At 63.0% G+C, this 26,869-nt stretch carries 27 protein-coding genes; 12 read left to right on the top strand and 15 right to left on the bottom strand.

Annotation, left to right across the window (positions count from 1 at the left end):
• Positions 1–1,263 carry a CoB--CoM heterodisulfide reductase iron-sulfur subunit A family protein gene (locus BUB04_RS15365; protein WP_073041085.1) on the bottom strand — a complete coding sequence of 421 codons (1,263 nt, stop codon included), beginning with the start codon at positions 1,261–1,263 and terminating at the stop codon, positions 1–3.
• A 479-nt stretch (positions 1,264–1,742) separates the two neighbouring features.
• On the opposite strand from BUB04_RS15365, the gene BUB04_RS15360 reads away from it, so the two are divergent.
• Positions 1,743–1,940 (top strand): hypothetical protein, encoded by a 198-nt coding sequence (locus BUB04_RS15360; protein WP_073041083.1) that lies wholly within the window; start codon positions 1,743–1,745, stop codon positions 1,938–1,940.
• A 95-nt stretch (positions 1,941–2,035) separates the two neighbouring features.
• Here BUB04_RS15360 and hepT read toward each other — a convergent pair whose 3' ends face one another.
• Together hepT and BUB04_RS15350 are read right to left on the bottom strand one after the other, a co-directional pair.
• Positions 2,036–2,476: a type VII toxin-antitoxin system HepT family RNase toxin gene (hepT, locus tag BUB04_RS15355; RefSeq protein ID WP_073041081.1), complete on the bottom strand. Its 441-nt coding sequence runs from the start codon at positions 2,474–2,476 to the stop codon at positions 2,036–2,038.
• On the bottom strand, positions 2,469–2,891 hold the full coding sequence (locus tag BUB04_RS15350; RefSeq protein WP_073041079.1) for a nucleotidyltransferase family protein: 423 nt from the start codon (positions 2,889–2,891) through the stop codon (positions 2,469–2,471). Before BUB04_RS15350 ends, hepT begins: the two co-directional genes overlap by 8 nt.
• Before the next feature lie 275 nt (positions 2,892–3,166).
• Here BUB04_RS15350 and BUB04_RS15345 point away from each other — a divergent pair, with 275 nt between their 5' ends.
• Positions 3,167–4,330 (top strand): VLRF1 family aeRF1-type release factor, encoded by a 1,164-nt coding sequence (locus BUB04_RS15345; protein ID WP_073041076.1) that lies wholly within the window; start codon positions 3,167–3,169, stop codon positions 4,328–4,330.
• Between the two features lie 465 nt (positions 4,331–4,795).
• Here BUB04_RS15345 and BUB04_RS15340 read toward each other — a convergent pair whose 3' ends face one another.
• Together BUB04_RS15340 and BUB04_RS15335 are read right to left on the bottom strand one after the other, a co-directional pair.
• Positions 4,796–5,113: a DUF6922 domain-containing protein gene (locus BUB04_RS15340; protein ID WP_073041074.1), complete on the bottom strand. Its 318-nt coding sequence runs from the start codon at positions 5,111–5,113 to the stop codon at positions 4,796–4,798.
• Positions 5,114–5,275: 162 nt separating this feature from the next.
• Positions 5,276–6,553 (bottom strand): alginate export family protein, encoded by a 1,278-nt coding sequence (locus BUB04_RS15335; protein ID WP_073041072.1) that lies wholly within the window; start codon positions 6,551–6,553, stop codon positions 5,276–5,278.
• Positions 6,554–6,910: 357 nt separating this feature from the next.
• On the opposite strand from BUB04_RS15335, the gene BUB04_RS15330 reads away from it, so the two are divergent.
• Positions 6,911–8,662, top strand: coding sequence for an FG-GAP-like repeat-containing protein (locus BUB04_RS15330; protein WP_073041070.1), 1,752 nt, complete (start codon positions 6,911–6,913; stop codon positions 8,660–8,662).
• A gap of 213 nt (positions 8,663–8,875) precedes the next feature.
• Positions 8,876–9,673, top strand: coding sequence for a lysophospholipid acyltransferase family protein (locus BUB04_RS15325; RefSeq protein WP_245795215.1), 798 nt, complete (start codon positions 8,876–8,878; stop codon positions 9,671–9,673).
• Here the strand turns inward: BUB04_RS15325 and BUB04_RS15320 are convergent.
• Positions 9,670–10,080 (bottom strand): hypothetical protein, encoded by a 411-nt coding sequence (locus BUB04_RS15320; protein ID WP_073041066.1) that lies wholly within the window; start codon positions 10,078–10,080, stop codon positions 9,670–9,672. The two genes, BUB04_RS15325 and BUB04_RS15320, sit on opposite strands and share 4 nt — an antisense overlap.
• Positions 10,081–10,509: 429 nt before the next feature.
• On the opposite strand from BUB04_RS15320, the gene BUB04_RS15315 reads away from it, so the two are divergent.
• From BUB04_RS15315 to BUB04_RS15290, 6 genes are all read left to right on the top strand, one after another.
• Entirely contained in the window at positions 10,510–11,055 is a 546-nt protein-coding gene (locus BUB04_RS15315) for a biotin transporter BioY (RefSeq protein WP_073041064.1), read from the top strand.
• A gap of 247 nt (positions 11,056–11,302) precedes the next feature.
• Positions 11,303–12,049, top strand: coding sequence for an energy-coupling factor ABC transporter ATP-binding protein (locus BUB04_RS15310; RefSeq protein ID WP_073041062.1), 747 nt, complete (start codon positions 11,303–11,305; stop codon positions 12,047–12,049).
• A complete protein-coding gene (locus BUB04_RS15305) occupies positions 12,034–12,837 on the top strand; it encodes an energy-coupling factor transporter transmembrane component T family protein (RefSeq protein WP_073041060.1) in 804 nt (267 codons plus the stop codon). The genes BUB04_RS15310 and BUB04_RS15305 overlap by 16 nt, the downstream gene beginning before the upstream one ends.
• A 39-nt stretch (positions 12,838–12,876) precedes the next feature.
• Complete coding sequence (locus BUB04_RS15300; protein ID WP_143156517.1) at positions 12,877–13,155, top strand: hypothetical protein; 279 nt, start codon at positions 12,877–12,879, stop codon at positions 13,153–13,155.
• A complete protein-coding gene (locus tag BUB04_RS15295; protein ID WP_073041056.1) occupies positions 13,122–13,514 on the top strand; it encodes a nucleotidyl transferase AbiEii/AbiGii toxin family protein in 393 nt (130 codons plus the stop codon). The genes BUB04_RS15300 and BUB04_RS15295 overlap by 34 nt, the downstream gene beginning before the upstream one ends.
• A 47-nt stretch (positions 13,515–13,561) precedes the next feature.
• Complete coding sequence (locus tag BUB04_RS15290; RefSeq protein ID WP_143156516.1) at positions 13,562–15,031, top strand: glycosyltransferase; 1,470 nt, start codon at positions 13,562–13,564, stop codon at positions 15,029–15,031.
• A gap of 269 nt (positions 15,032–15,300) precedes the next feature.
• Here the strand turns inward: BUB04_RS15290 and BUB04_RS15285 are convergent, their stop codons facing one another.
• Complete coding sequence (locus BUB04_RS15285) at positions 15,301–15,999, bottom strand: lipid-binding SYLF domain-containing protein (protein WP_073041051.1); 699 nt, start codon at positions 15,997–15,999, stop codon at positions 15,301–15,303.
• A gap of 195 nt (positions 16,000–16,194) precedes the next feature.
• Here BUB04_RS15285 and BUB04_RS15280 point away from each other — a divergent pair, with 195 nt between their 5' ends.
• Positions 16,195–17,226 (top strand): peptidase U32 family protein, encoded by a 1,032-nt coding sequence (locus BUB04_RS15280; protein WP_073041049.1) that lies wholly within the window; start codon positions 16,195–16,197, stop codon positions 17,224–17,226.
• A gap of 177 nt (positions 17,227–17,403) precedes the next feature.
• Here the strand turns inward: BUB04_RS15280 and BUB04_RS15275 are convergent, their stop codons facing one another.
• The 4 genes from BUB04_RS15275 to BUB04_RS15260 form a co-directional block, all read right to left on the bottom strand.
• The gene (locus BUB04_RS15275; RefSeq protein ID WP_073041047.1) at positions 17,404–17,976 is read right to left on the bottom strand and encodes an isochorismatase family protein; all 573 of its coding nucleotides are present in this window, start codon (positions 17,974–17,976) and stop codon (positions 17,404–17,406) included.
• A 283-nt stretch (positions 17,977–18,259) separates the two neighbouring features.
• Entirely contained in the window at positions 18,260–19,426 is a 1,167-nt protein-coding gene (locus BUB04_RS15270; RefSeq protein WP_073041046.1) for an iron-containing alcohol dehydrogenase, read from the bottom strand.
• Between the two features lie 44 nt (positions 19,427–19,470).
• Entirely contained in the window at positions 19,471–20,664 is a 1,194-nt protein-coding gene (locus BUB04_RS15265; RefSeq protein ID WP_073041043.1) for a thiolase family protein, read from the bottom strand.
• Between the two features lie 3 nt (positions 20,665–20,667).
• Positions 20,668–21,924 carry a thiolase family protein gene (locus tag BUB04_RS15260; protein WP_073041042.1) on the bottom strand — a complete coding sequence of 419 codons (1,257 nt, stop codon included), beginning with the start codon at positions 21,922–21,924 and terminating at the stop codon, positions 20,668–20,670.
• 209 nt (positions 21,925–22,133) lie between these two features.
• Here BUB04_RS15260 and BUB04_RS15255 point away from each other — a divergent pair, with 209 nt between their 5' ends.
• A complete protein-coding gene (locus tag BUB04_RS15255; protein ID WP_073041040.1) occupies positions 22,134–22,763 on the top strand; it encodes an exodeoxyribonuclease VII large subunit in 630 nt (209 codons plus the stop codon).
• Positions 22,764–22,811: 48 nt separating this feature from the next.
• Here BUB04_RS15255 and BUB04_RS15250 read toward each other — a convergent pair whose 3' ends face one another.
• The 4 genes from BUB04_RS15250 to BUB04_RS15235 form a co-directional block, all read right to left on the bottom strand.
• Positions 22,812–23,702, bottom strand: a complete 891-nt coding sequence (locus BUB04_RS15250) for a 3-hydroxyacyl-CoA dehydrogenase family protein (protein ID WP_073041038.1) — start codon at positions 23,700–23,702, stop codon at positions 22,812–22,814.
• 30 nt (positions 23,703–23,732) lie between these two features.
• A complete protein-coding gene (locus BUB04_RS15245; RefSeq protein WP_073041036.1) occupies positions 23,733–24,887 on the bottom strand; it encodes an acyl-CoA dehydrogenase family protein in 1,155 nt (384 codons plus the stop codon).
• A 93-nt stretch (positions 24,888–24,980) separates the two neighbouring features.
• The gene (locus BUB04_RS15240; RefSeq protein ID WP_073041034.1) at positions 24,981–25,772 is read right to left on the bottom strand and encodes an enoyl-CoA hydratase-related protein; all 792 of its coding nucleotides are present in this window, start codon (positions 25,770–25,772) and stop codon (positions 24,981–24,983) included.
• Between the two features lie 52 nt (positions 25,773–25,824).
• Positions 25,825–26,475 (bottom strand): TetR/AcrR family transcriptional regulator, encoded by a 651-nt coding sequence (locus BUB04_RS15235; RefSeq protein ID WP_073041032.1) that lies wholly within the window; start codon positions 26,473–26,475, stop codon positions 25,825–25,827.
• Positions 26,476–26,869: the final 394 nt, after the last annotated feature.

Here is a 26,869-nt window from a genome sequence, read left to right as displayed (position 1 = left end):
TTACCTCCTCACGACGGATTGGATGGCCTTGAGAGCGGCTGCCGTGCCGTCGGCAACACATTCGGCGACGTTGGCGGGGGTGCGCGTGGTTCCCGCCGCGAAGATCCCCGGCATGGCGTCCATGGACGCCACGAAGCCGTATTCGTCGTAGGGAACCGGGGTGGGCAGCGGCGTCTCGGACGTAGTGGGCTGCATGCCCGTGGCCAGCACCACCAGGTCCACCGGGATCTCGTGGAGCTCCTCGGTCATGGTGTTTTCCACCCGGCAGACGAGGCTCTTGGTGGCGTCGTCCTGGGTGATCTTGGCCACCTTGCCCTTGAAGAAGATGAGCTTGTCGTCGGCCTTCACCTTGTTGACGAAGTCTTCCAGCCGGTCCGTGGCCCGCACGTCGATGTAGAAGAAGTAGATGGTGGCGTCCGGATACTGCTCGCGCACGTAGGTGGCCTGCTTGAGAGACGCCAGGCAGCAGATACCGGAACAGAACGGCAGGTGGTTTTCATCCCGGGATCCCGCGCATTGGACGAAGGCCACCGTCTGGGGTGCCTGGCCGTCGGATGGGCGCACAATCTTTCCCTGGGTGGGCCCGTTCCAGGCCGCCAGGCGTTCCATCTGCACGTTGGTGATCACGTTGGGGTAGGCTCCGCCCCCGTAGTTGTCCAGCTTGGAGATGTCGTAGGGCTTCCAGCCCGTGGCCCAGACGATGCTTCCCACCTTGAGGTCCACCGTCTTTTCGGCCATGTCCAGTTCGATGGCGTCGTAGGGGCAGGCCTCCTTCACCTTCTGGGCCTCGGCGCTCTGGACCAGGCTGGGATCCAGAACGTAGCGCAGAGGAAAGGCCATGTCGTGGGGCAGATAGGCCGCCTTGACCGTGTCCATGCCGTAGTTGAAGGGGTTTTCGATTTCCAGCGTGCAGGCCTCGGCGCACTTGCCGCAGGCCGTGCACTTTTCGTTCACGTACCGGGGGTGGATCTTCACCGTCACGTCAAAGTCCCCTTCCACGCCCCGAATGCTCTCCACCTCGGCCAGGGTGAAGACCTTCACCTTGGGGTTGTCCTTGATCCGACGGAAGTTGATTTCCAGGCCGCAGTAGGGCGGACACAGTTTGGGAAAGTACTGGTTGAGCTGGGCCACGCGCCCTCCCAGGTAGGGATTCTTCTCCACCAGGAAGACCTCGTAGCCCGCTTCGGCGGCTTCTATCGCGGCACTGAGGCCGCTCATTCCGCCTCCGACCACCATGATGCTTTGCGTCACCGTGTTTGCCATGCTCATCCTCCTAAAGAAGATATCTGAAGAGATGTCCCGAGAACCCTCGCAATCGTGAGCTGATCGTGCCGTGGCGGCGGTGCGCCGCCTATGGGATCGCGCGGATTGATGCGCCGGGGTCCGCCCAGGAGGCCGGGAGGGCATCATGTGCAACTATACACAAACGCTGGGGACCGCGCAAACAAAAACTTGGTGAGATTGCGACGTTAGGTGCCTTCGCATGGGGAAATTCTGCGTCATCCGGCGGACCCCGCGGGGGCCGGGACCGCTCACGTTGTGAAAAAAAGGGCGTAATCCGGGCCTTGCCCCTTGAAAAATCTTCGGGCCTTCGGTAAGACTGAGGCGATTTCGTGGAGTGCGCACTTCCGGGCCGGCGATTCTTTTTTCAGGCGTCTCCTTCGGCCGCCAGCCCGGGAGTCCGGAACATAAGACGGCGAAACCCTCCCGAAGACACCTCAGCAAGAAACGGAGCGGCGATTATGGACGAACGGCAAGAAAACAGAAAGTGGGTGGAACCCGTGGTGAAGATCGTTTTGTCGTTGGCGGCCCTCTTTCCCGTCTACGCCTTTTTGTACGTGACCTTCCCGGCGTCGGTCATCGCCTTCTATCTCATCTCGGCGGTGCTCCTGGCCGTCTTCGCGCCTTGGGACAAGCTCAAGGAAAAATTCCTCAGCTGACCACCCCCGATCCGGCACCCAACACCCAAGAAAAAAAAAAGAAAAAACACGGGCTTCTCCCCGTGTTTTTTCTTTTCGATGCGCCGCCCCATCCGTTACCCGTTCTCTTCCACCCACCGGCGGATCTCCCGGCCGAAGTCGTCAAAGTCGCTCAGATTGTCCCGCAGGTTTTTAAGGAAAAGAGCGTCGCTGATCCTCCAATATTGATGAACGAGCATATTTCGGAAACCGACGAAGGGTTTGAGTCGCCCAGCCAAATCCCCGCTGATGATCCGGCGAGAATGGGCCTTCTCGATGGCCTGCTGGTACCCTTCCACCACGTCTCCGAAGGCTTTGGCCAAAAGGTGTTGAAGGATGCTTCCCATCGCCTCATTGATGAGGATCACCGATAGCTTCAGACTTTTCAGGCGGTGCCGATCCTGTAGAAGCTCTTGGTCGGAAAACCTCCCCAGGAGGTCTTCCATATCCGTTTTTTCTCTCAGGATAGTGGCCAGGTTTTCCCTTATGCGATCCCTGCTGATCCGTTTTTCAGACACCGGTGAGCTCCTTCAAGTAGGCCTTGGCACGCCGTCGATAGACCTCTTCAACGCACAATATGGCCGAGAGCCTCGCCAGGGCGTCCGTGTAGGCCTCCCTATCGCGGATCAAGATGGGAACGCCGGTTCGGACGGCGTTCACCAGCACACCGTGGTGGACCGTTTCCGGGTTCAACAGGACCGCATCGATCCGGTCCACGGGCACTTGAAGGGCCTTGGCCAAGACCCCCTGCACTTCCACCAGGAAATCCAGTCCGGCGTCCCGATCCACAGGAAGAATCAGAACATCCACATCCCGGGCCGAGGGATCCCCTTCGGCGGTGGATCCGAAAAGGAGAGCCGCCGCCACGTCCTTCCTTTCCAAGAGCGCCTGCCGGAGCCTCGCCACCACCTCGGTCGGTGTTCTTCCTTCCACCCCCGCCTCCTTTTTCCTTCCCGGCCATAATGATCCAAAAAACGCTTTGCCGGCAAGCCCTCATCCGAAACTCCCGGCCGTTTCCCCTTCCCCCGGATCGAGACAGCGCCCCATATCCCATACCCCTCTACCCCATACCCCTCTATCCCTTAATCCTTAATCCTCTAATCCTCCAATCCTCACCCCTCCGGCCCTTGACCCCGTCTCCGCCGCCGGCAACAATTATGGGTGAAGCCCACCCCATCTTCCCACCCCGTCAACCGAGGAGGTCCTCTATGAAAACCTTGCATCCCAGTTCCCTGGAAAGTCTGGCCAGGCGGCACGCCCCGGAGGGATCGTGGATCCTGAGCGTTTACCTCAACGTGGATCCCCAGGTGCGGGCCAACCGCCGCGGCGCCCACAAGCTCGTTTTGGACCAACTCTTGAAGGACCTGGAATCGGAGCTGGACGACGCGCATCAAAGGGAGCACTTCGCCGAGGACGCCGGCTGGGTCCGCCGGCAGGTGGAGACGCACATCCCCAAGGGACGGAGCATGGTCTTTTTCTGCGACATCTCGGAAGGCTACACGTACCAGGAGGACCTTCCCATCCGCCTTCCCAACGGGGCGTGGTACGAGAAGCGCCCGTACATCCGGCCGCTTTTGGACGCCTGGAAGGAATACGAGCGGACCGGCATCGTGGTGGTGGACCGGGAGCGGGCCCGGTTCCTGGTGGCGTCCATGGGGGAAGTGGAAGAGATGGAGGAGGCGTTCCAGACGCCCGCGGTGCGCCACCGGAGCACCTCCGGAACGGACCACATGCGGTCCCAGATGGTCTTCCAGCGCCGGGCGGCCACCTGGAGCCACTGGTTTTTGAAGGAAGTGGCCGACGCCCTGCACGACATGATCGAAGAATACGAGATCGACCGGGTGGTGCTGGCGGGCCCGGAAGAGGTGACCGCGGAGCTCAAGCGGTTGCTTCCCAAGGGGGTTTTGAGCCGGGTGGCGGCCCGAGTGCGGGCCTCCGTCACGGCCAGACCCCAGGATTTATTGGAGCAGGTGACACCGGTGCTGCGCGATTTGGACGCGGCCCTGGAGCGGGAGTTGGTGGCCGAATGCGTCACCACGGCGCGAAAGGCCCAGAGCGGATCCGCCAAGGCGGTGCTGGGCCTGGAAGCGGTACTCGATGCCGTGAACCAGGGGCGGGTTTATCAGATCCTGGTTCCCGCCGGATTTTCCGCGCCGGGCCGGCACTGCCCGTCGTGCCAGGTGCTCCTGGACCACGGCCCGGCCCAAGGGTCCTGCCCCTACTGTTCGGGGACCTTAAACGATGAGGACGACGTGGTCTGGGCCGCCTGCGACCGGGTTCTTCTTCTGGGCGGCAAGGTGGAGGAGATCACCGAGCCGGAGGCCAAGAAGGAACTCACCGCAGCCGGCCCCGTGGGGGCGTTCCTGCGATGATCCCACAAAACAAGGGCTAACCCGTGCCGAGAAGCCCCCATGCGCTTGTTTGGGAGCCTGACCGAGAACAAGTTACCTTCATCAACCGAGAAGGGACCCGTCTTTTTTCGTAGCCGCGGGGCTTCAGCCCCGCGCAAAGATGTCATCGTACCCCATGACTTGACAGGGAATATACGGCGATGCACCCGAAGTGCACGGATTCCTTCGCAGCCCTAAAGGGCTGCGCTACGAGAAAAGCGGTCATCCCCAGCGTGGTCGGACAGCCTCCCAGGCTGCAGATACAGCCCCTCCCGCCACTGGAATCGCCGCCAAACCACGTGGCACAATAGATCACAACCGACCTACCAGGCGGCACCCCCACAGTGGATGGGGCAAAAGGAAGAGCGGGAAGGAAAAGACTGTAGGGGCGAAAGATCTTTCGCCCCTACAGCTTCCCCGCCGAAAATCTTCAAGACGCCCCACACCCTAGCGACATCGCCGCCCCCAGATGGATTCACGCTCTCTGGCCACCCATCGGTCCACCTGTTCCTTGGGGAGTTCCAACACCACCCCCCAGAAGCGCAGACGCCGGGGCGGCATCCCCCGCCCCTCGGATTCTACCGGCCATTCCGTGGCGTGATCCCTCCCCACAAGATCGAAGAGCCGGCGCACATCCTCCTCGCCTCCCTCCGCGAGTACCCGTCTCACGATAAAGCCCCGGTGCTTCTCCCAGGAGAGGGAGTCGGCGGAGACATCCCAGAAAAGTTCACACGGAAACGGTTCGAAACGGCGGGCGCACTCCATGCCATCCTCCGAATGTTTTATAGAAGGACAGCATACGTGGCTTATCATTTGTCAGCAACCTCGATGATGCTCTACGTCGCTCTCACGGGCACCTGGCCACGAAAAAAGCCCGGGCTCGAAAGCCCGGGCTCCTTTACTTCTCAGGTCAGCTCACAAAGCGGACTAGAAGCTCCACTGGAGGCGAGCGCCCACTTCGTAGGCATCGTCATCCTGGTCGTTGGTGCTGTAGGCGTCGTCGGCAAACAGATAGGCGCCGACCACATCCAGGGTAAGCCCGTCCACGACCTTCTGGGTCAGGCGGAAGTCGATTTCACTTCCCACCGAGTCGTCCATCTTGCCGGGTTCGGACTCAACGTCTTCCGCCGTGCCGATGTAGTAGTAGGCAAAGCTGAGCTTGGTGGCCTCGAGGGCCTGCCAAGCCACGCCGGCATAGACGGTGTACAGGTTGCTCGGCACGTCGCCGGCGGAGTATCCGTCGTTGGCCGACGGGCCGAACTTATCCAGCACGCCCAGACCCATCAATTCCGCCCAGTAGTGGGAGCCGGACTTGTACGGGTAAATGAAGTAATCAACGTCATTGTCGTCGTCGTCGTCACCCGTGGTATAGAAGCCGCCCAGAGTGAAGGTGAAGTTGTTGACGTAGACGTTGGCGATGGCCTCGGCCGCCCAGCCGGTGTAGTCACCGGAGCCGCCGCCGGCCAGATCGTAGCTGCCGAAGTTCTTTACGAAGTTCACGTTCACATCGAACATGTCGGCCTTGTAACCCAGCGCCACGCCCAGATCGAACAAGGAGTTGTCAAGCGCCTGGCCGAAACCAGTAGCACCTTCAAACTGTCCCACTTCCAATGCATCATGGGCGTACTGATAGAAACCGATGAGGGTGCCGCTGAAAGGACCGTTGGCGTAGTCCACCTGAATGAAGAAGTCGTCCACGTTTTCGCTTTCATCCGTGGCATCTTCATTCTGGGCGGCAATGTAGCCGAGGGTCAGCTTCACCGGCTCGAACGGCATGGTGAAGACGGCCGCGGAAAAATCATCGTCCGCGATCCAGCCCTTCATGGCCACGATGCCCTGGACACCCAGCTTGGCGTTGATGGGCGTGTTGGGGATGTTGAAATCGAGATAAAGGTTCTTGATTTCCACATCCTTTCCGTCGGCGCCCACATCACCCGTGTCGCCCGCACCCCAGGTGATGTCGCCCAGCTCGAATTTGGTGACCACCTTCAGGTTCTCGCTGCCCACGAAGTCAAAGTAAAGCCGGGCGCGCTGATCGAACAGGTTGTTGTTGTCATCATCCCCATCAAGGCCATCGGCCATGTTGTCGTTGCTGATCCAGCGGACCCGCATGACACCGCCGTACTTGAAATCGACGGCGAAGGCCGGCAACGCCACGGCCACTGCAGCCAGCAGGGCCACGAACACGATCAAATTCTTCTTCATCTCTTTCCTCCACTGAATCCGAAAGACACTTTCCTGCGTTCAAATCAGCCCCTTGATCAGATTGTTTCGCAATGCGCGTTTCACCACCCCCCTTCTCCTGTGACAGATAGCCCCTGTGCATAAAAGCACGGATCACCTTTAGCAAATCGCGTCTACTTGTCAACAGAAAAGTGCATGCAGATTCTGGGTTCTTCCCCACAACTTCCGACCCTCTCTCCTCGCCCTAAAATTCCTTGCATTCGCCCCACTCTTCTCGCTAGTCTCTACCGGACAGTCCCGCGGACCCGGCGCGGGACCCGGGAGGGGGAGTTTAGATCCCCGGTCTTTTGTCATCTCGATCAACGGGAAGGACCCTTTATGAAAGCACTTCGATCCAACATGTTGCCCTTGTTGATCCTTGTTGCCGTTGCCGCTCCTCTCTTCATCTGCGGCTCAAGCCTCGCTGAGTCCCGCCCGAGCCGGCTGGCTCTGCTTCCGTTCAAAATGAACACGCCGCCGTCTCTGGCCTACCTGCAGGAAGGCATCGACGACATGCTCCGAACACGCCTGGCATGGCCCGGCAAGGTGGAGCTGATCGACAGACAGACTACGTTCGCTTCACTGAAGGCAGGAGGTGCCCCGGAGTCCGCCGAGGAGATCAAGAAATGGGCGGAAAAACTTGGTGCCGATCACGTCCTTTTCGGGAGCGTCACGTCCCTGGGCGAAAGCCTCAGCTTGGACGCCACCTTGCTTTCCGTGGACGAAGCTTCTTCGCCCCTTCACATCCCCATCCAGATCGAAAAACTGGACATGCTCATCCCGGCGGTGAATCAGCTCGCCGAGACTGTCAACGACCGGGTCTACGGACGAGAGACCACGACACCTGCGGCGTCACAACCATCGCTATCCGCTCCGGCCGACGCCAACCGCAACCCTGAGTTTCTGCTCCCACAGACTTTGCTCAAAGGCCAGAGCATTTCTTATCTGAATCCCAATTTCATCGAGGTCACACCCGAAGGCTCCATAAGGCAGGCGGGCATCTGGAGGAGCCAGACCCTCAAGGAAGCTCTGCTGGCTATCGATACGGGCGATGTGGACGGTGACGGCAGAGACGAGCTTGTGGCGGTGAGTTCTGACCGGCTCGCCGTTTTTCGCCGAGTGGCCCAGGGACTCCAGCTCCTGGCAGAACACAAAGCGGAAAATCTGGAGCACTTCAAATGGGTCTCTTTGGCGGATGTGGACGGGGACGATCGCCTGGAGATCCTTTTGATGTGCCTTAGGCAAAAGAACAAGACTCAGGGAGCCGGATCGGAAAGCATCCAAAGTGTGGACGAGAAGCTCGAACCGGCTTCCAAGGTGATCGAGCTAAACGGGAACAAACTGGTCGTCCTGGCGGAGCGCATTCCCCTTTACCTCAATGCAGTGTACTTTCCCGGAAGGGGGCGGTTGGCCCTTGCGCAACAGCCGGGCCGATTCGGGGAATTATTCGAACCTGATATCTACGAGTTTCGGCTGCGGGACGGCAAAGCGGTCACCGCATCTCCTGTCAGTCTCCCGGCTTCTTGTAATATTTTCAACTTCTCTGCTGGCGACTTCAACAACGACGGGGCTACTGAATATGCCGTCATCACTGAGGACAACCGACTCGCGCTCCTGGATGCGTCCGGCAACCGGATATGGCGGAGCAGGAAACGTTTCGGGGCGACCACCAATGCGCTCATTGGTAAGATCGAGGACGTACGCTTCAATCGGGTTGAATACTACTACATCCCTTCGCCGATTCTCGTGATGGACCTCAATGAGGACGGCATCCTGGAACTGGTCCTTAATCGTACGCCCGACTACAGCAGTTTTCTGCCGCAAGGGTACAAGTATTATGAAGCAAGTGAAATCGTGTCCATGTCGTGGGACCAGTTGGGGCTCGTGGAAAACTGGAAGACTCGGGAGGTGAGCGGCATGGTGAGCTGCGTCCGAACGGGGGATCTCAACGGGGACGGCACGCCGGAACTCATCGCCAGCCTGGTGCTGGGAAAGGATCTTCTGAAGCTCTGGGAAGCCCGAAGCACGGTTTTTTCCTACGACTTGAACGTGGGAAAGAAAGGTGGGGCTGAGACGGCCCGAAAACCCTAGCCAGTCGAATTCACCGCAGAGACGCGGAGAACGCAGAGAAGAAAAACGCTGAGTTCAAAAACGTGCCGGGGCGCTGAGAGGCCGCCCCGGCACGTGCTTTCGCCCTTCGGGCACCTTCTTCGAGAGACGTCGGGGACCCCAAAAGAGATGTTACAAAGGGCGGTGGGGAGGCCGCCCGCCGGCCGAGAGGAGGAGAGTTTTTCATTGAGAATCGTGGGTGCGGCGTGGTACGCGCTGGATGCCGAACACAGGAAGACCGCGGAGGCCAACATCCGGCTGGCCCTGGGGCTGAACGAGGCGGAAGCCCGGCGGCTCACCAGGGAAAATTTTCGGCACCTGGCACGGGTCTTTTCCCAATTTCCCCGCATGGCCCGCATGACCCGGGAAAATTTCCGCCGCTTCGTGGAACCCAGGGGGGAAGAGCACCTCTTGAAATCCCTGGAACGGGGCCGCGGCGTGCTCATCCTCACGGGCCACTTCGGCAACTGGGAATGGATGGCCTACAGCGCCCCCTTTTTCCTTCCGGCCCGGCTCAACATCGTAGCCCGGCCCGTGCGCCCGCCGATCCTCAACCGGTGGGTCACCCGCCTCAGGGAGCGGTCCGGAAACCGGGTGATCGCCAAGCAGTACGCTCTTCTCCACACCCTGAAGGCCCTCAAACGAAACGAAATGGTGGGTTTTTTGCTCGATCAGAACGCGGGAAAAAAGACGGGCGTCTGGGCGCCCTTTTTCGGAGGCTACGTCCTCACCCACAAGACCCTGGCCCACATCGCCCTGCGCACGGGAGCCCCGGTTCATCCGGTCTTCAACCACCGCCTCCCGGACGGGCGCTACCGGATCGACATGGGCCCGCAAATTCCGGCACCGTCCCACGGCACCCTGGAAGAAAAGACGGCGGCCATGACCGCCGCCTTCAACCGCATCATGGAAGAGCAGATCCGCCGGTTCCCCGACCAGTGGTACTGGGTCCACCGGCGCTTCCGCCGCTTCCGGCCCCAGCCGCCCGCCTAGAGCTCGTACTCGCCTTCGATGTCCAGGATGTACTCCCGGTCCTGGGCGCCGGGCTTCACCGTGAAGGTGCCGCTTCCCTTGATGGTGGCCAGCTTGCCGATGCCCCGGTAGATGGTCCACGTCCCCTTGGTGAGCTTGGACTCGGGGTCCCGCTCCCCTTCGTACTTGCTGTAGATGGATCCCTCTTCGAAGTGGGTCACCGCGTAGCCCATCATCTTGCCCGCCCCGCGGATCCGATCGTGGAAGGTGACGCTCCGGCGGGATACGAACTTTCCGGCCACGCCCACCTGGTACTCGATGGGCTCCCCTTCCATCTCCACCAGCATGAGGGTGTGATCGAACTCATCGTGCACGTAAAGCATCTCGCGGCGGGTGACCATCAGTCGATACGTGGCTTTACGCTTCATGGGGACCTCCTTGGGAAAAGGGGTTCACGGGATGCGGGCGGAGCGCCGCCCGGAAAGCAGTGCCCAACGGCCTGCCTTTTCCTTAGCACAGGACGGGCTGGAGCGGCTAGCGGAAACCCCTTCAGGGCCGGGGGAAAGTGTTGAAAATTCACCGCAGAGACGCAGAGAACGCAGAGGAAGAACCGAGGCGGGTCGGAGAAATGCCGCCCCGCCTCGGGCTCCACCCCTTCGGGGGACGATCCCTGTGGGGAGGGTATCCTTTTGCGCGAAGCGCGAGCTTTTGAGCAGGGCCGCCGTCTCAGCGGCCCGGCTCAAAGAAGGTCTCTCTGCGTCCTCTGTGTCTCTGCGGTGATATTTCCTTGACAACCGCACCTCTTTCGGTTAACCGCATCGAAACTTTGGGTTAACGCACAACCAAGGAGGTCTCCCATGCCGCTGGAATCGATCCGACAAATGGTGCTCGTCTGCCTCATGACCGCCCTCACCGCCGTGGGGGCCCAGATCGCCGTGCCCATCGGGCCCGTGCCCATGGTGCTCACTAACCTCTTTGTGCTGCTGGCAGGCCTGCTCCTGGGTCCCCGGCGGGGAGCCGCCGCCATGGGCCTTTACCTGCTCCTGGGCGCCGTGGGCCTTCCCGTCTTCGCCAACTTCAAGGGCGGCTTCGCCCATCTTCTGGGTCCCACCGGAGGCTACCTGCTGGGGTTCGTGGGGGCTTCCTGGATCGCCGGGGCCGTGAGCCACCCGAAGCCCAACCGGTTCGCGGACATTCTGGCGGTGATCTTGGGCACGCTGGTGATTTACGCCGTGGGCGTACCCTGGCTCAAAGCGGTGACCGGCATGACGTGGGCCAAGACTCTCGCCGTGGGGATGCTCCCCTTCCTGGCGGGCGATGCGGCCAAGGCGGCCGCGGCGGTAATGCTGGCCTGGTCGATCCGGCCGGCCCTGGTTCGGCACATGCCGGTGGTTTCCGCCTGAACGAACGGATAATGATTCACCGCAGAGACGCAGAGGACACAGAGAGGACTTTTTTGAGCCGGGCCGCTGAGACGCCGGCCCGGCTCAAAACCTCGCGCTTCGCGCGAGAAGGCGCTTCAACGACCAGAGTCGGCCCCCGAAGGGGCGAGGCCCGTGCCGGGGCGGATTCTCTCCGCCCCGGCACGGTTCTTCCTCTGCGGCCTCTGCGTCTCTGCGGTGATATTTCCCCAAAGGACACCCGGGATTCATGATCGAAGCAAACGATCTGCACTTCACCTATCCCGACGGAACCAGCGCCCTTCGAGGCGTCACCTTCCGGGTTGCCACGCCGGCCTTCGTGCTTTTGTGCGGAGCCAACGGCCAGGGTAAAACCACGCTGCTCCACCTCCTGGCCGGCCTCTTTCCGCCCTCGGGGGGGTCCCTTCGCGTCTTCGGCCTGGACCCCTCCAGGGACGCCCAGGCCGTGCGAGCCCGGGTGGGGCTGGTCTTCCAGGACCCGGACAGCCAGATCCTTTCCGAAACCGTGGCGGAAGACGTGGCCTTCGGCCCGGAAAACCTGGGGCTTGCGAGGGATGTCGTCCGCCGGCGCGTGGATCAGGCCCTGGCTCGGTTCGGTCTGGAAGCCCTCGGCGATAAACCCTGCCACGCGCTTTCCGGAGGTGAAAAACGGCGGGTGGCTCTGGCCGGGGTCCTGGCCGTGGACCCGGAGCTGGTTCTTTTCGACGAGCCCTTCACGCACCTGGACTGGGCGGGAAGCCGCGCCCTCCTGGACGCCCTCCTGGAAATCCGCCGGGAAGGCCGCACCGTGGTGGTGTCCACCCACGATGTGGAAAAGGTGATCGCCCACGCGGAGCAGGTGCTGGTGTTGAAGGACGGGCGGGTGGCCAGATGCGGATCCCCCGCCCACGTGGCCGGGGAGCTGGCCCGCTACGGAGTGCGCCCCCCCTGTTCCGTGCTCCTGGGAAAGGGCCTGCAGCCGTGGCTCGCCGCCTAGCCCTCCACTACGTTCCCCGGCCATCCCCCGTGCACCGCCTGGACGCCCGCACCAAGCTCTTCGCGGTGCTGGCGGTGACCTGCGCGCTGCTCCGCCCCGCCGGTCCAGTCTTCGCCGTCGCCACTCTGGGATTGTCGGGCGTGGTGATGGCCGCGCGCCTCCCGTGGAATCTTCTGGGGCGGACCGTTCGCGGCTGGCTCCCCTTTCTGGTGGGGATCTTCGTCGTCCAGGCCTTTTCCCCGGCTGGCATGGGGCCGGCCGATCTTTCGCCCGCGCCTTCCACGGCTTCGGCCGTGCAGGAAGGGCTCGCCTTTCTTGGATCGTTTTTCCCGCCGGACGCCGTGGTCCGGGCGCTGCTCACCGTCTGGCGCCTGCTTCTCATGGTGCTTTGGGCCGTGGTCTTCACGGCGGTTACCCGCCCCCGGGACCTCCAGGACGCCGTTCTCTGGCTCCTTCGGCCCCTGCCCTTTCTTCCGGCGCGACGCATCGCCGTCATGGCCGCCTTGTCCCTTCGCTTCTTCGCCCTCCTTCTGGACGACCTGGAAGAGATCCGCCTGGCTCGAAAGGCCCGTCTGGGGGACCGGCGCCGCAACCCCTTCCACGGGCTTCGCACCACGGTCCCGGCCCTTTTCCGCAAGGCCCTGGCGCGAACCGAGTCCACGGCCCTGGCCCTGGCCGCCCGCGGCTACCGCGAAGACCTTCCCGCCCGCGTCCCCCCATGGCCCCTGAATCAGGCCACCGGTGTGTGCCTTCTCGCCGCTTTCCTTGCCGCCCTCCACCTTTTCTGACAAGATACTTGGGAAATACCTTGCTCGGGGGTGTTACCCATGGACAGAAGATTATTAAAGGAACTCTTCTGGGATTACGATGTGGACCGGCTTCATCTATTGCCCGGGATCACCTATGCCCAGCGGATCGTGGACCTCTGGCCTATTGTGGAATACGCCCACAGGGATGGAACCCTTTCCACCGAGGATTTCCTGGCGCTTGTGGAACGGATCGCAGATTACGTGGATGAGGTTCGCTATTGCGAAGGAGTTCGTGAGATCGTCATCAAGGAGCTTGTGAAGGCATGCAGGAGCAGATCCATACAAACCGCATCCTGACCGAAGGCCAGAAGTTCTTTCTCCAGCGGCTCTCCGAATCGGATTTCGCTGCCCAGTATGTTCTCTCAGGTGGAACGGCTCTTGCCGCATTTCACTTGTCACACCGCCTGTCGGACGACCTGGATTTTTTTTCTTTGCTTCCGTCGGACATTCCAAACACACAGGTTCTTCGGCATTGGGCTGAAACGCATTTTGCGCATGTGTCCTACAACAAGGTTGCCGACCGCCGGCAGTTCTTTATCCGTCATGGATTGGAATCCCTAAAAAAGGTGACAGATGTGACCACTTTTTTTTCCAACGCCATCCGGCAACTTGCATCAGATGCGCTCAATGAGCGCCTACGTAGGGAGACTTTTTGACAACCGGGCCCGCCGTTTTCTCCCTAACCGATGGCCCAAGAGCGGCCTTGAGCCGTAGTTGGAGGGCTTCGCTGAAGTACCAGTGCGCGTTGCATATGTTAGACGATTTCAAAAATGCCGTGGGAAGCGGCGGGTTGTGGGCCGTGCGGGACGGGGCGGCCCACAGGGCGCGCCGAAGGGATCTTCGGCGGGCCCTGGAGGCCCTTCTGGTGTGGCATCGCCCGGAACTGGAAGCCGGGCCGGGCCTGGATCATCCCTACGCCGTGCTTCGCCGGGCGGCCCCGATCCTCCGGAGCGAGGCGGAACACGGGTCGGACGATTTCGTACGGCGCCAGGCGGCGCTCTACCTCACCCTGCTTCCCTTCCCCGCCCAGTGGGATCGGCTGGCGGCCGCGGAGCGTTCGGCGGACCCGGACCCCGAAACGGCCGCCTTTCTTCGCCTGGAACGGGAGAAGGTCCTGGAAAAGGTCCGGCGCAAGGCCGATACGACCTTCCGGGTGCGCCATTTCCTGCAAGTCTTGAAACGCCCCCGCGGGGCCGGGGAAAAGGGGGTGCTCCGCCTTTTTTCCCTTCCCTATCTCCTGGCGGACGAAGCCGTCCTGAGGGAGCTCAGCCGCTGGTACGTCTTCTTTGTGGAACCGCCCATGGGGGTGGTGTGGCGCCACGGGTGGTGGAGGCCTTTCTGCCGGTTGGAAGATCCGTGTCTTTTCGGGGTGGGCGGTCCGGAAGACGCCCGGTTTCTTTCCACCCAGCCCGGTGCGGTGCCCGTGGGCCTGGCGCACGGCGATTTCCTGGAAGACGAACCGCCCGCTTCTCCGCCGCCCTGTCCCGACTTCGACATGGTCTTCAACGCCACCTTCGACGACATGGAACGAAAGCGCCACGGCCTGATGTTGGATCTCCTGGACCATCCGCGCCTCCGGGACCGGACGGCCCTCTTCCTGGGCCGTGGAAATCCGCAAAAGGTTCGGGAATTTCAGCAAACGGTGGAAAACCGAGGCCTGTCTTCGCGGGTGGCGGTGCGGGCGAACCTGAAGCGCCGGGACGTTCCGGGCCTGCTCGCCCGGTGCCGCACGGGCGTGCATCTTTCGCTCTACGAAAACGCCTGCCGCGCTGTCTATGAATTCTTCCGGGCGGACCTTCCCTGCGTGGTGTCGTCTTCCATGGCGGGAATGAACCCGTCCATTTTCAACGAAGAAACCGGGGCGGCGGTCCCCGACGCGCACCTTGCGGAGACCATCGCATCCGTTCTGGAAAACCCCGTACGTTTTTCCCCCCGCCGCTGGTTCCTGAGGGAAAGCGGAAGCGCCGTTTCCAGCCGAAGGCTCAACGAAATCGTTCGGGAATTCTTTTCCGAACGGGGCTACGACTGGACCGAAGACATCGTCGCCTTGGGAAGCAGCGGCGCCAGCCGCTACGTGAGGCCGGAAGACGAAGCGCGGTTCGCCGACGAACATGTCCGAATTGCAGACATCCTTCGACGTTTCGGCCGCTTCCCCGTCGCCGTGGAAGCTTAGCGGCCTGTCCGGGAATGGCCTGATTCGGGCGATTTATCACCGGGTTTCTCCATCACCAGGGAGAGCAGCGGGCGGGGATAAACCCCGCCCCTACCCAAGAGATCAATGCACGATGCGGGGGTTGACTGGCCGGTTGCCCGAAGGGCGCGGCTCTTTTCGGGGCGGCGTCTCAGCGCCCCGAAAAGAAGAACGGGACGCCCCCCTCGGGGCGTCCCGCCTCTGCGTCCTCTGCGACTCTGCGGTGAAAATCTTTGAAAATCCTTCCGGGGCTACCTTCGCGCCGCGGCGCCCAGCACGGCCCGGAGCGCCGCCGAATGGGGATTGCTCACCGATTTCGTCACCACGATGTCCACGGGACTCACCGGCTTGCCGTAGTACTGCTCGTTCCAGTCGTTTCGCACCTTGATCACGGCCCCCTCCAGGCTCATGCCCGCGTAGGCCCCCTTGGCCTTGGCGAACGACAGGAAATCGGCGCTCAGGTTGTGCGGCGTGGATCCTTCCAGGCCCATGCCGATGGGACCGGCCGCCACAGACGCATCGCCTCCCAGCTTGAACCCGGACGTCATGAGGGCGTCCACCCCCCGCTGGGTCCGCACCATGAGGATCACTTCGGCGGCTTCACCGCCCATCTGAAGCCCGATACTGAGCCCCCCCAAGGTGTAGAAGACCGGCTGGCTCCACTGCCCGGTCTTGTCGTCCCGGACCAGCAGCACGCCGCTCCCGCCGGATCCGCCGATGATGAACCCTCCTTTAAGGAACTGGGGGATGATGAGCACTCCCTTGGCTTCCTTGAGATGCTCCGTGAGCCAGGAAAAGTTGGGATCGGACGTGAGGCTCTGCACGGTCACCCGGGCGCGCTCCACCAGGGCTTCCGGCTTGGAAATGCCCGAATCCGCCACGGCCGTAATGAAGGGCCCGACCGCAAGTATCAACGCCAGAGCCACGACCGGCGCAACGTGTCGTTTCATGAAGAACCTCCTTGGCATCGAGGTTGAGGGTTTCCAAAGTTTATGCCCCCTTCCGGCCCCGCGGTCAATAGGCGGCATGCTTCGACGGGCCCTTGCACTCCCCGTTTTATTTCATTACTATGAAGCGCAATCATCGCATTCACCTCTCTTTTCCTCACCTTCGTACGGAGCTCGACCCGACACAAGGAGGCATCCATGAACGAACTTCTCGCCCCGGGCGGCAGTCTTGAAATGGTGGAAGGCGTGCTGAAACACGGCGCCGAGGCGGTCTACGTGGGATCCAAGGGATTCAGCCGCCGCAAGTGCGCCTGGGAGATGGAAGATTCCCAGATCCGGGAAGCCATCGAGACGGCTCGGCCCCTGGGCGGCAAGATCCGGGTGGCTCTGAACGCCGAGGTGCCCGAAGAAAAGTTCATGATCCTCATGAAGAAGGTGGCCAAGTACGCCTCCTGGGGCGCCGAGGGCGTGATCGTCAAGACCCCGGCGGTCATGGAGATGGTTCGAAAGAACTTCCCGGAGCTGGTGATCCACGCCAGCGTGGGGTGCAACATCCAGACCCGGGCCCAGATCGCCCGGTTCAAGGCCTACGGGGCCACCCAGATCGTGGCCAGCACGGAAATCGACACGGTGGAAAAGCTCCGGCGGTTCAAAGAGGATGCCGACGCCGAAGGCGTGGGCACGGAAGTGCTCATCCACGGCAACCGGTGCGTGGGCGGCGTGGGCAACTGCAGCTTCCATGAACTCATCAGCGACTCCTACATCAAGAAGATCTACCACGACGAGGACGGCAACGAGATCGTGGAATACGAAGGCTGGCCCGACCGGAGCGGCAGCTGCTTCCGGCTGTGTCTGCTCACGGACGAGCAGCGCGAGAAGGTGCTCAAAAAGCGGGGCCGAAAGGACGACGAGATCCGAAGCATCAACGAGCGGATCCGGCGCCATCCCAACGTGGCCTTCGCCATCAACGGCAAGGAACTGTGGGAGTACATGGATCTGGGCCTTACGACCCTCAAGGTGCAGGGCCGGGAGTACGCGGTGAGCCTCATCAGCCGCATGATCGCCATCTACCGCGCCATGATCGACGCCCACCGGGCCGGGAAACCCCACGACGATCCGGAACTCCTTCCGCTCCAGAAGGAACTGGACGCCATCGCCCTGGACCGGGACCGGGCCCGGATGGAAAAGACCCGGGAGCTGCACCGCAACATCAAGGGGCTCTACGCGTGAAAAGAAGGATTAAGGATTAAAGGATTGAAGGATTAAGGGGTGAGGCGGGAATCTCCCCCGACCCCCCTATCCGCTATCCGTTGTCCGTCACCCGTCACTCATCACCCGTCACTCATCACCCGTCACTCATCACCCGTCACTCATCATTCATCACTCGTCACTCGTCACTCGTCACGGTCAAAAGCTTTTGAGAATCGGAAGGGCCCTTCGGAATTCAGGTGTTCCGGCCCGGTTGAGCCATTCGAAGGTGACCATTTCCGTGGAGGTGATCACGGCGCCGGCCCGGTCCAGGCGCTTCAGGCCCGTTTCGCGGTTGAAGGCGCTTCGGGACGTGACGGCGTCGCCCACCACGTGCACGGTGTAGCCGAGCCGGAGGGCGTGGGCGGCCGTGTGGAAGATGCACACGTGGGTTTCGATCCCCGCGATCACCAGGGTCTTCCTTCCGGAAGCCGCCACGGCATCGGCCAGGGCCTGGTTTTCGAAACAACTGAATTCCACCTTGTTGAGCACCCGAGGCTCAGGCACCTTGGCCATCAGCTCGGGCAAGAAGCCTCCCAGCTTTTCCGCATTGTGCTCCGAAAAGAGAACGGGCACCTCCAGGATGGCGCTCATGTCCAGCAGCGCCTCGACGTTCTTCACCACCTGGTCTTTGTCCACGCACAAGTCCAGCATGGTTTTCTGGATGTCCACGAGAAAGAGCAGGCACTTTTCGGGGCGGATGAATCGGGTGTGGGGGTTCTCCGCGTTCATCAGGGCGTCCTCCTTGGCGGTCGATGGTTGGATGGATCGTGCCTCGGTATTGTAACACCGAGCATACGCAAGGGATTGCACCGAGTCAAAACCCCAATCCATGGGGCCCACCGTCCCCGGGAACGAGACGGCGAAGGATACAATGCGCCCTGCAGCACCGGAGCATGGCAGGGGCGAAAGATCTTTCGCCCCTGCATGAACGGCCGGCACACCATCCCTCCAAGGGTGCCTGGCCTTCTCGGACAAGCCGTTCGGATGCGTCGGGAAACGCACGCACGGCGCCTCACAGGGCTCGCCGGTAAAGCGCCTCCACTTCCGCTTCCGAAGCCCGCCGGGGGCTGGTCCAGCGGGAAGGATCCTTTTGCGCCTCGCGGGCCAGCTCCGGAACGTCCTGATCCCGGACGCCGAGGCTCGAAAGCCTTTCCGGAACGCCCAGTTCGCGCACCAGGCGCCTCACGGCCTCCACGGCCCGTTCCGCCGCCCGGCGTTCCGTGAGTCCCTCCACGGCCTCTCCCAACACCCGGGCGAGCCGCGCCAGCCGCTCCCAGGCGGCCAGGAGCACGAAGTCCAACACGTGGGGAAGCAGCACCGCGTTGCAGACTCCGTGGGGAAGGTCGTAGCGGCCTCCCAGGGGATGGGCCATGGCGTGGGCGTAGCCCAGGCCGGCACTGTTGAAGGCGAGCCCCGCCAGGTGCTGAGCGTAGGCCATCTTTTCCCGGGCCGCACCGTTTTTTCCGTCGGCGTAGGCCTTGGGAAGCCACCGGCCGATGAGCGCCACGGCTTCCAGGGCCAGGGCGTCCGACACCGGGGACGCGCTGGTGGAAAGATAGGCCTCCACGGCGTGGGTGAGGGCGTCCAAACCGGTGGCGGCGGTGAGCGCCGGCGGCATTCCTTCCATCAGTACCGGGTCGTTCACCGCCGCCGTGGGCGTGATTTTCCAGTCGATGATGGGTCGTTTCGCTCGTTTCTCCGGATCCGCCAGCACGGCGATTCGGGTCACATCGCTTCCGGTCCCGGCGGTGGTGTTCACGGCCACCAGCGGCGGGATGGGCCCCGGGACCCTGTCCAGCCCCACGTAGTCGTCCACGGTGCCGCCGTGGGCCGCCAGAATGCCCACGGCCTTGGCGCAGTCGTGGGCACTGCCTCCCCCCAGGGACACCAGGACGTCGCAGCCTTCCCGGCGAAAGAGCTCCACCGCCTCCTGTGCCGTGGCGTCCGTGGGATTGGGAATCACGCCGTCGTAGACCACCACGTCCGTCCCCAGTCCCTTCCGGAGGATTCCCGTCAGATGATCGGAGATCCCCGCCTGCACCATGCCCTTGTCGGTGCACAGGAACGGCCGGGTACCTCCCACGGCCTTCACCTGTGCGGCCGTCCTTTCATGGACGCCCGGGCCGAAAAGGCTGAGGGGCGGAGCGAAAAATACGGACTGTCTTCTCGTGCCTGCCATGGTTTTTTTCTCCCTAGAAGGAAAAGGCTTTCCAGGACGGGTTTCTACGCGGCGCTGGCCAGGTTTTCCCAGATGATGCTCACCCCTTGGCCGCGCCCCACGCACATGGTGGTAAGGCCGTAGCGGGCGTCGGGCCGTTCGGCGAAAAGCCGCTGCAGGAAGGCCACCAGCCGCGGCCCGGAAGCCGCCAGGGGATGGCCGTAGGCGATGGCCCCGCCCCAGATGTTCACCCTGGGGTCGTCTTCCGCCAGACCCATCCGGTCCAGGAAGTAGAGCACCTGGACGGCGAAGGCCTCGTTGATCTCGATGATGTCCATCTGGTCCAGGGCAAGTCCCGCCTTTTCCAGAGCCTTGCAGGTGGCCGGAACGGGGGCGGTGCCCATGATCCGGGGATCCACGGCGGCAACTCCCGTGGCCACCCAGCGCATCCGGGGTCTCAGTCCCAGGGATTCGGCCTTTCGGCGGCTCATGAGGACCACGCCGGCGGCCCCGTCGGTGAGCGGACACGCATTTCCCGCGGTCACCCGGCCGTCGGGCCGGAAGACCGGCTGGAGCTGGGCCAGCCCCTCCAGGGTGGTGGTCGGCCGGGGCGTCTGGTCGCGCTCCACCACGGTCCGCGTCCCGTCGGGAAGTTCCACCTCCATGGGCACGATCATGTCCCCCATCTTTCCGGCCTGGATGGCCATGGAGGCCTTTTGCTGGCTGAGCCAGGCATAGCGGTCCGCCCGCTCCCGGGTCAGATCCGGCCACTGGTCGTGGATGTTTTCGGCCGTGAGGCCCATGGAAAGGGCCGTTTCATCCCCCAAGGCCTCCACGGCCCGGGGATGGAGGTCGCGAAAAACGCCCATTGGCAGATGGCCCATGTGCTCCACGCCGCCGGAGACGATGCAGTCGGCCATGCCGGAGGCGATGACAGACGCCCCGAAATGGACGGCCGTGAGTCCGCCGGCGCACATCCGGTCGATGGAACAGCCCGGCACCCCCCAGCCCCAGTCGGCCAGAAGACTCACCATGCGCCCCAGGGTGCCGCCCTGCTCCTTCACCTGGTTGGTCACGCCCCACAGGCAGTCTTCCACCTGGGAGGGGTCCAAGGCCGGGTTGCGTTCCACCAGGGCCTTGAGCACCGCCACGGCTAAGTCCTCCGCCCGGGTCTTCCAGTAGATGCCCTTTTCACCGGCTCGGCCGAAGGGGGTGCGCACCGAATCCACCACCACCACTTCCTGGACAGGTCGATTCATGGATCACTCCTTGCCATCCCGCAGGTTTTCAAAGACAGCCGCGATTCCCAGCCCTCCGCCGCCGCAGATGCATTCCAGGCCGTAGCGCACGCCACGCCGGCACATCTCGTGGAGCAGGGTCACCAGCACCCGCACGCCCGTGCAGGCGATGGGATGGCCAAGCGAGATGCCGCTTCCGTTCACGTTCACCCGGTCGTAGCGGTCCGGGCCGATCCCCATCTGCTTCAGGTCCGCCAGAACCTGAGCCGCGAAGGCCTCCTGCACCTCGATGAGGTCCATGGCGTCCAGGTCCAGCTCCGCCTGGTCCAGGGCCATGTTCACGGCCGTGGGGACCGCTTCGTAGGCCCTGCGGGGGTCGCACCCCGCCACGGCGCAGGAGACGACGCGGGCCATGGGCCGAAGCCCCCACTCCCGGGCGGTCTCCTCGTCCATGAGCACCACCGCGGCGGCGCCGTCGTTTTCCGAAGACGAATTCCCCGCCGTGCACACGCCTCCCAGCACCGGCTTGAGCCGCGCCAGCTTTTCCAGGGTGGCGTCGGCCCGGGGCGTTTCGTCCCGGTCCACCCGGACCTCAGCCCCCTTGGGACCCGGCACCTCCACGGGCACCACCTCCCGGGCAAACCGCCCCTGGTCCCAGGCGGCACACGCCTTTCGGTGGCTCTCCGCAGCCCACTCGTCGCACGCCTCCCGGCTGATGCCCTCTTCCCGGGCCGCGGTCTCCGCCCAGCTCATCATGGACGGCAGGATGCCGTAGCGCTCCTCGGGCTGGGACATGACCCGGGCCCGCTGGATCCGGTCGTAGAAGGGAAGGCCCCAGATGGACAGGTCCCCGTGGCCGCGGGGCATGCCCTTTCGTCCGCCCACGCCCCACTTGATATGGCCGGGAAGATAGAACTCGGCGTTGCTCATGCTCTCCACGCCACCCGCCACCACCACCCGGGCGGCTCCGGAACGGATGAGCAGAGCGCCGTAGCGCACCACGTCCAGGCCGGTGCAGCAGCGCCGGTCCAGGGTGATGCCGGGAACGGATTCGGGCCAGCCGGCCTTGAGGAGCGCCATGCGGGCGATGTTCACATATTCGCCGTTCTGGTAGGCCTGACCCAGGACCACCTCGTCCACCTGCTCCGCTTCGATCCCCGCCCGCAGGATCGCCTCCCGGAGTACCACCGCCGCCAGGTCATAGGCCTCCACGTCCCGAAGGGCCCCCAGGTAGCGGCCCACCGGCGTGCGCACTCCGCTCACCACCACCACGTCTTTCATGACCGTTCTCCGTTGTTCGTAATCCGTGATCCGTAATCCGTAATCCGTGATCCGTGATCCGTTGTCCGTGATCCGTTGCCCGTGATCCGTTGCCGGCTATCCGATTTTGGTTTTTTCCTGTTCGTTCTGGGACGACGGGAAGCGAGCGCTCGATCGCCTTGCCGGACCGTACCCCACGTGATATTGGTTCAGAGTGCGGGGAGGCATCCATGACTGTATCCCATCAAACAGACGACGCCGCGCTGGAACAAAAGATCGCCGCCGTCGTGCAACAGATCCTGCAAAGAGAAGTCGACGGGCTTTTCGCCGAAAAGATCGCGGCCTTCGTCCGGGAAAACGAACGCCGTTCCAGGGAACTTTCCCTCATGGAACGGATGGTCCGGGTGGAGGAGGAGCTCAAATCCCTACGGGAGCTCGAGGCGGCCCGATTCGACGCCGTGGAAAGGCGATTCGAAGCCATGGATCAGCGCTTCGAAGCCCTTCAGCGGGAATTGGGCGCTCGCTTCGAGGCCATCGACAAGCGTTTTGAGATGGTCGACAAGCGTTTCGAAGCGCTCCAGAGGGAAATGAGTGCCCGGTTCGAAGCCATGGATGAACGTTTCCACGCTATGGATGAACGCTTCCACGCTATGGATGAACGCTTCCACGCCATGGACAGACGTTTCGAAGCGCTCCAGAGGGAGATGGGCGCCCGGTTTGAGGCTGTGGATCAGCGGTTCCAGGCCATGGAGCAGCGATTCGAGGCCATGGATAAACGCTTTCTCACGGTCCAATGGACCCTGGGAATCGGCTTTTCCTTCCTCACCGTCCTCATGGGCCTCCTCAAGTTCTGGCCTTGACGAGCCTCCCCGTCCCTCGCCCCTAATCCTTTAATCCTCTAATCCTCTTCACGCGTCGGCCGGTCCGATCCGGTTCCCCTCCTGGTCGTAGACGTACCAGCCCCGGCCGGTCTTTTTACCCAGGTGTCCCAGTTGGACCTTGCGGCGCAGGATCGCCGGCGGATACCAGCGCGGGTCCTTCGTTTCCTCGAAGATGGCCAGCAGGGCCCCGTGGGTCACGTCGAGCCCCACCATGTCCCCGGTCTCGAAGATGCCCATCTTCCGGCCCGCCGCCAGCCGCAGCCCCTTGTCCACGTCTTCCACTGTGGCCACGCCCGCCTCCACCAGCCGCATGGCCTCCAGCGTGGCCGGAAAGTTGATCCGGTTGATGAGAAACCCCGGCACGTCCTTTCGGACCAGGATGGGCTCCTTGCCCAGGCTCTTGACGAAATCCCGCCCGGCCAGGAAGGTCTCTTCCCCGGTGGTCATGGCCCGCACCACCTCCACGGCCTGCATCATGGGCACCGGGCTGAAGAAGTGGAGCCCCAGCACCTTCGGCCTCCGTTCCGGCGAAACGGCTGCAGCCAGCTGGGTGACGGGAATGGCGCTGGTGTTGGTGGCCAGAAGGGCGTGGGCGGGAAGGGCCTGGTCCAGCCTTTGGAACACGTCCCGTTTGATCTCCAGGTTCTCGAAGACCGCCTCGATGGCCAGGTCCGCCCCCGCAGCAGGCCCCACGTCCCGGGTGGGCTCGATTCGTCCGACGATCGTCTCCACGGGATCGCTCACCCGCCCCTTTTCCGCCAACTTTCCCACGGACCAGCGGATGTTCTTCACGGCCCGCTCCAGAGCCTCATCATTCACGTCGCACAGGCTCACCGAGTAACCCGCCTGGGCGGCCACCTGGGCGATGCCGCTCCCCATGAGGCCCGCGCCCATGACGAAGATCCTTTTGATTTCCATGGTCTTGTCCTCCCCCGTGTCGATTTCCGCCTACTTGAGAAGCTCCCGTGCAATCACCAGTCGTTGGATCTCGCTGGTTCCCTCGTAGATCCGGGTCAGGCGCACGTCCCGGTAGAACCTTTCGATGGGATAGTCCTTCATGTAGCCCATGCCGCCGTGGATCTGCACGGCCATGTCCGCCACGCGGTTGACCATCTCGGTGCAGAAGAGCTTCACCATGGATGCCTCCTTCACCACGGCCGTACCGCGCTGATCCCGGAGCCAGGCGGCGTGGTAGAGCATGTTGCGGGCTGCATAGATCTGGGTGGCCATGTCCGCCAGCATGAACTGGATGGCCTGGAACTCCGCAATGGGCTTTCCGAACTGCACCCGCTGCTTGGCGTAGTCGATGGAAAGCTCCAGAAGCTTTTCCGCCGTGCCCACGGCGGACGCCCCCATGGTGAGGCGCCCCTTGTCCAGGACCTTCATGGCCGTTTTGAATCCTTGGCCCACCATGGCCTCGCCGCCGATCACGTTCTCCCGGGGCACGATGCAGTCTTCGAAGATCAACTCCGCCGTGTGGTTGCCCCTGAGGCCCATCTTTCTTTCGATGGTCCCCACGGAATAGCCCGGAAAGGTCCGTTCCACGATGAAGGCGGTGATGCCGCCCCGGGCGCGCTTTTCCGGGTCCGTCACGGCGAAGACCGTGGCCACGTCGGCGATGTCCCCGTTGGTGATGAAGTGTTTCTTGCCGTTCAGAACCCAGTGGTCCCCCCTGAGTTCCGCCCGGGTGCGGATGGCGGCGGCGTCGGATCCCGCTTCCGGTTCGGTGAGGGCGAAACAGGCGGTCCACTCCCCGCTGGCCAGCTTCGGCAAGTACCTTTGTTTCTGCTCCTCGGTGCCGTCGATCACGATCCCCTGGGATCCGATGCCGTTGTTGGTGCCGATCCGGCTCCGGAAGCAGGCGTTGGTCTTGGAAAGTTCCTGATAGACCAAACATTCTCCCAGAACGCCCAGGCCCAGGCCGCCGTATTCCTCGGGAATGGCCAGCCCGAAGAGGCCCAGGTCCCGCATCTTCTGGACCGTCTCTTCCGGGATCCGGTCTTCGTCTTCCACCTGCCGGCTGATGGGCTCCAGGTCCCGTTCCACGAATCGCCGGACGGTTTCCTGCATCATGCGAAGGTTTTCCGGGATGGTGAATTCCATGGGTGCGCATCCTTTCCTGTGAGACGTTTCTTGGGGGTCGGTTTGATACGACCGACCGTACGGTAGAATAACAAAGAAAAAAACGCCACGAAATCAGCGTCCCTTCCAGACGGGCTTTCGCTTTTCGGCGAAGGCCCGGGCCCCTTCCATGTAGTCCTCGGAAGCCCTCAGCGCCTCCATACCGGGAAAGACCGTGCCCAGCGCTTCCGCAAGCGGCATCTCCAGCCCCTTGAGCGCCGCTTCCTTGGTGGCGCGAAGGGAAAGGGGTGAACAGGCCAGCATGTCTTCGGCCCACCTCCGGGCGCAGGCCATGAGTTCCGCCGCCGGCACCACCTCGTTCACCAGGCCCAGGCCCCGGGCCTCCTTCGCCGAAAGCCGGCGCCCCGTGAGCAGCAGGCCCATGGCCGCGTGGTAGGGAATCTGGCGCGGCAGCCTCAAGGCGCCTCCCGCCGCGGCCATGGCCCCCACCCTTGGTTCGGGCAGGCCGAACTGGGCATGTTCGGCGGCCACGATCACGTCGCAGGCGAGAGCCAGTTCGAATCCGCCGCCCAGGGCCAAGCCGTTCACCGCCGCGATGAGCGGCTTGAAACAGTCGGTCCTTCGGGTGATGCCGCCGAAGCCGCCCCGAAGCGAATCGATCTCGCGGCGGAGCGCCGCGGCGCCGTGTTCCGCCTGCCACTTGAGATCGTTTCCGGCACTGAAAGCCTTTTCGCCGCGGCCCGTGAGGATCGCCACCCACAGGTCCGGATCGTCCTGGAAGTCGTTGAAGACCCGGTCCAGCTCCCGGCAGGCGGGCGGGTGCAGGGCGTTCATGGCTTCCGGCCGAGCGATGGTCACCGTGAGGAGATGGCCGTCGCGTTCCACGTCCAGGTATTGGTAGTTCATGGTTCACCTCCTGTCCCAGGCTGTTGAAGCGGGCGATTTCGGGCGGGGCCAACTACCTATGGTGGGCGCTGGATGGAGCGGCGGCTCCGTCGCCTTCGGCCTTGAGGCCACCCAGGAAAAGATCCTCCCAGACGGAGGCGATCTCTTCCGGGCTCCTTTCTCCGGCCGGATCCACCCACCGGATGATCCAATTGACCATGCCCAGGAAGGCGAAGCCCACCAGCTTCTCGTCCAGGCGCCGGAAGGCACCCGTTTCCATGCCTTCCCGAAGGATGCCGCGAAGCAGGGCCTCGTAGCGGTCCCGAAGGGCCACCACCTCGCCCCAGTGGTCCCCCGCGTTGACGGGCGTGAGCTCCCGGAGCGACACGGTGAAAAGGTCCAGGTTTTCGCAGATGAGCCGAACGTGGCTTCGCAGGATCTCCCGGAGTTTTTCTTCGGGCGGAAGGGGCTCCGCGGCGATCCGCTCCCCTTCGGCCAGGAGCATCTCCATGGCGGCCCGTCCGATGGCCGTCAGCAGGTCCTGCTTGGTGCGGATGTAGTAGTAGATGGAGGCCTTCTGGATGCCCAGGGCGTTGGCGATGTCCTGCATGGACGTGGCCCGGTAACCCTTTTGCTTAAAGAGGCGGGCGGCCACGCGGTAGAGTTCGCGCTTGGTCACGTTGTCCGACGGGTTGTCGGAGGGGGAGAAGAGATGGGGTTCCATAATTCTACCTACCGTTTGGTTGGTTGACGGGTTCCTTTTAACTCCCAACGTGGAGGCGTGTCAAGGGCGTTGGAAAGGTCCCGCCGAGGCGCCCGCCTCCCCCCTGGCCCGGCACACCAGGGAAATCCCCCCGGCCCCCCTTTGGAAAAGGGGGGAGGACGGAGCCGCCTCACGCCTCACGCCTCACGCCTCACGCCTCACGCCTCACGCCTCACGCCTCACGCCTCACGACTCACGACTCACGACTCACGACTCACGACTCACGACTCACGACTCACGACTCACGACTCACGACTCACGACTCACGACTCACGGATCACGGATCACGGATCACGGCTTCGCCCGGACGGGAATGAGCCAGTCGCTCATTTCCGGAGGCTCGCCCGAGACCAGG

This window comes from Desulfacinum infernum DSM 9756, assembly GCF_900129305.1.
Taxonomy (GTDB): domain Bacteria; phylum Desulfobacterota; class Syntrophobacteria; order Syntrophobacterales; family DSM-9756; genus Desulfacinum; species Desulfacinum infernum.
This window is presented reverse-complemented; position numbering and strand designations above follow the sequence as displayed.

Coding starts and splice junctions, on each gene's coding strand:
- BUB04_RS15330 (WP_073041070.1), top strand. CDS start 6,911: ATGAAAGCACTTCGATCCAACATGTTGCCCTTGTTGATCCTTGTTGCC.
- BUB04_RS15265 (WP_073041043.1), bottom strand. CDS start 20,664: ATGAATCGACCTGTCCAGGAAGTGGTGGTGGTGGATTCGGTGCGCACC.
- BUB04_RS15280 (WP_073041049.1), top strand. CDS start 16,195: ATGAACGAACTTCTCGCCCCGGGCGGCAGTCTTGAAATGGTGGAAGGC.
- BUB04_RS15255 (WP_073041040.1), top strand. CDS start 22,134: ATGACTGTATCCCATCAAACAGACGACGCCGCGCTGGAACAAAAGATC.
- BUB04_RS15250 (WP_073041038.1), bottom strand. CDS start 23,702: ATGGAAATCAAAAGGATCTTCGTCATGGGCGCGGGCCTCATGGGGAGC.
- BUB04_RS15240 (WP_073041034.1), bottom strand. CDS start 25,772: ATGAACTACCAATACCTGGACGTGGAACGCGACGGCCATCTCCTCACG.
- BUB04_RS15300 (WP_143156517.1), top strand. CDS start 12,877: ATGGACAGAAGATTATTAAAGGAACTCTTCTGGGATTACGATGTGGAC.
- BUB04_RS15360 (WP_073041083.1), top strand. CDS start 1,743: ATGGACGAACGGCAAGAAAACAGAAAGTGGGTGGAACCCGTGGTGAAG.
- BUB04_RS15320 (WP_073041066.1), bottom strand. CDS start 10,080: ATGAAGCGTAAAGCCACGTATCGACTGATGGTCACCCGCCGCGAGATG.
- BUB04_RS15335 (WP_073041072.1), bottom strand. CDS start 6,553: ATGAAGAAGAATTTGATCGTGTTCGTGGCCCTGCTGGCTGCAGTGGCC.
- BUB04_RS15340 (WP_073041074.1), bottom strand. CDS start 5,113: ATGGAGTGCGCCCGCCGTTTCGAACCGTTTCCGTGTGAACTTTTCTGG.
- BUB04_RS15285 (WP_073041051.1), bottom strand. CDS start 15,999: ATGAAACGACACGTTGCGCCGGTCGTGGCTCTGGCGTTGATACTTGCG.
- BUB04_RS15270 (WP_073041046.1), bottom strand. CDS start 19,426: ATGGCAGGCACGAGAAGACAGTCCGTATTTTTCGCTCCGCCCCTCAGC.
- BUB04_RS15315 (WP_073041064.1), top strand. CDS start 10,510: ATGCCGCTGGAATCGATCCGACAAATGGTGCTCGTCTGCCTCATGACC.
- BUB04_RS15310 (WP_073041062.1), top strand. CDS start 11,303: ATGATCGAAGCAAACGATCTGCACTTCACCTATCCCGACGGAACCAGC.
- BUB04_RS15245 (WP_073041036.1), bottom strand. CDS start 24,887: ATGGAATTCACCATCCCGGAAAACCTTCGCATGATGCAGGAAACCGTC.
- BUB04_RS15235 (WP_073041032.1), bottom strand. CDS start 26,475: ATGGAACCCCATCTCTTCTCCCCCTCCGACAACCCGTCGGACAACGTG.
- BUB04_RS15275 (WP_073041047.1), bottom strand. CDS start 17,976: ATGAACGCGGAGAACCCCCACACCCGATTCATCCGCCCCGAAAAGTGC.
- BUB04_RS15295 (WP_073041056.1), top strand. CDS start 13,122: ATGCAGGAGCAGATCCATACAAACCGCATCCTGACCGAAGGCCAGAAG.
- BUB04_RS15260 (WP_073041042.1), bottom strand. CDS start 21,924: ATGAAAGACGTGGTGGTGGTGAGCGGAGTGCGCACGCCGGTGGGCCGC.
- BUB04_RS15365 (WP_073041085.1), bottom strand. CDS start 1,263: ATGGCAAACACGGTGACGCAAAGCATCATGGTGGTCGGAGGCGGAATG.
- BUB04_RS15345 (WP_073041076.1), top strand. CDS start 3,167: ATGAAAACCTTGCATCCCAGTTCCCTGGAAAGTCTGGCCAGGCGGCAC.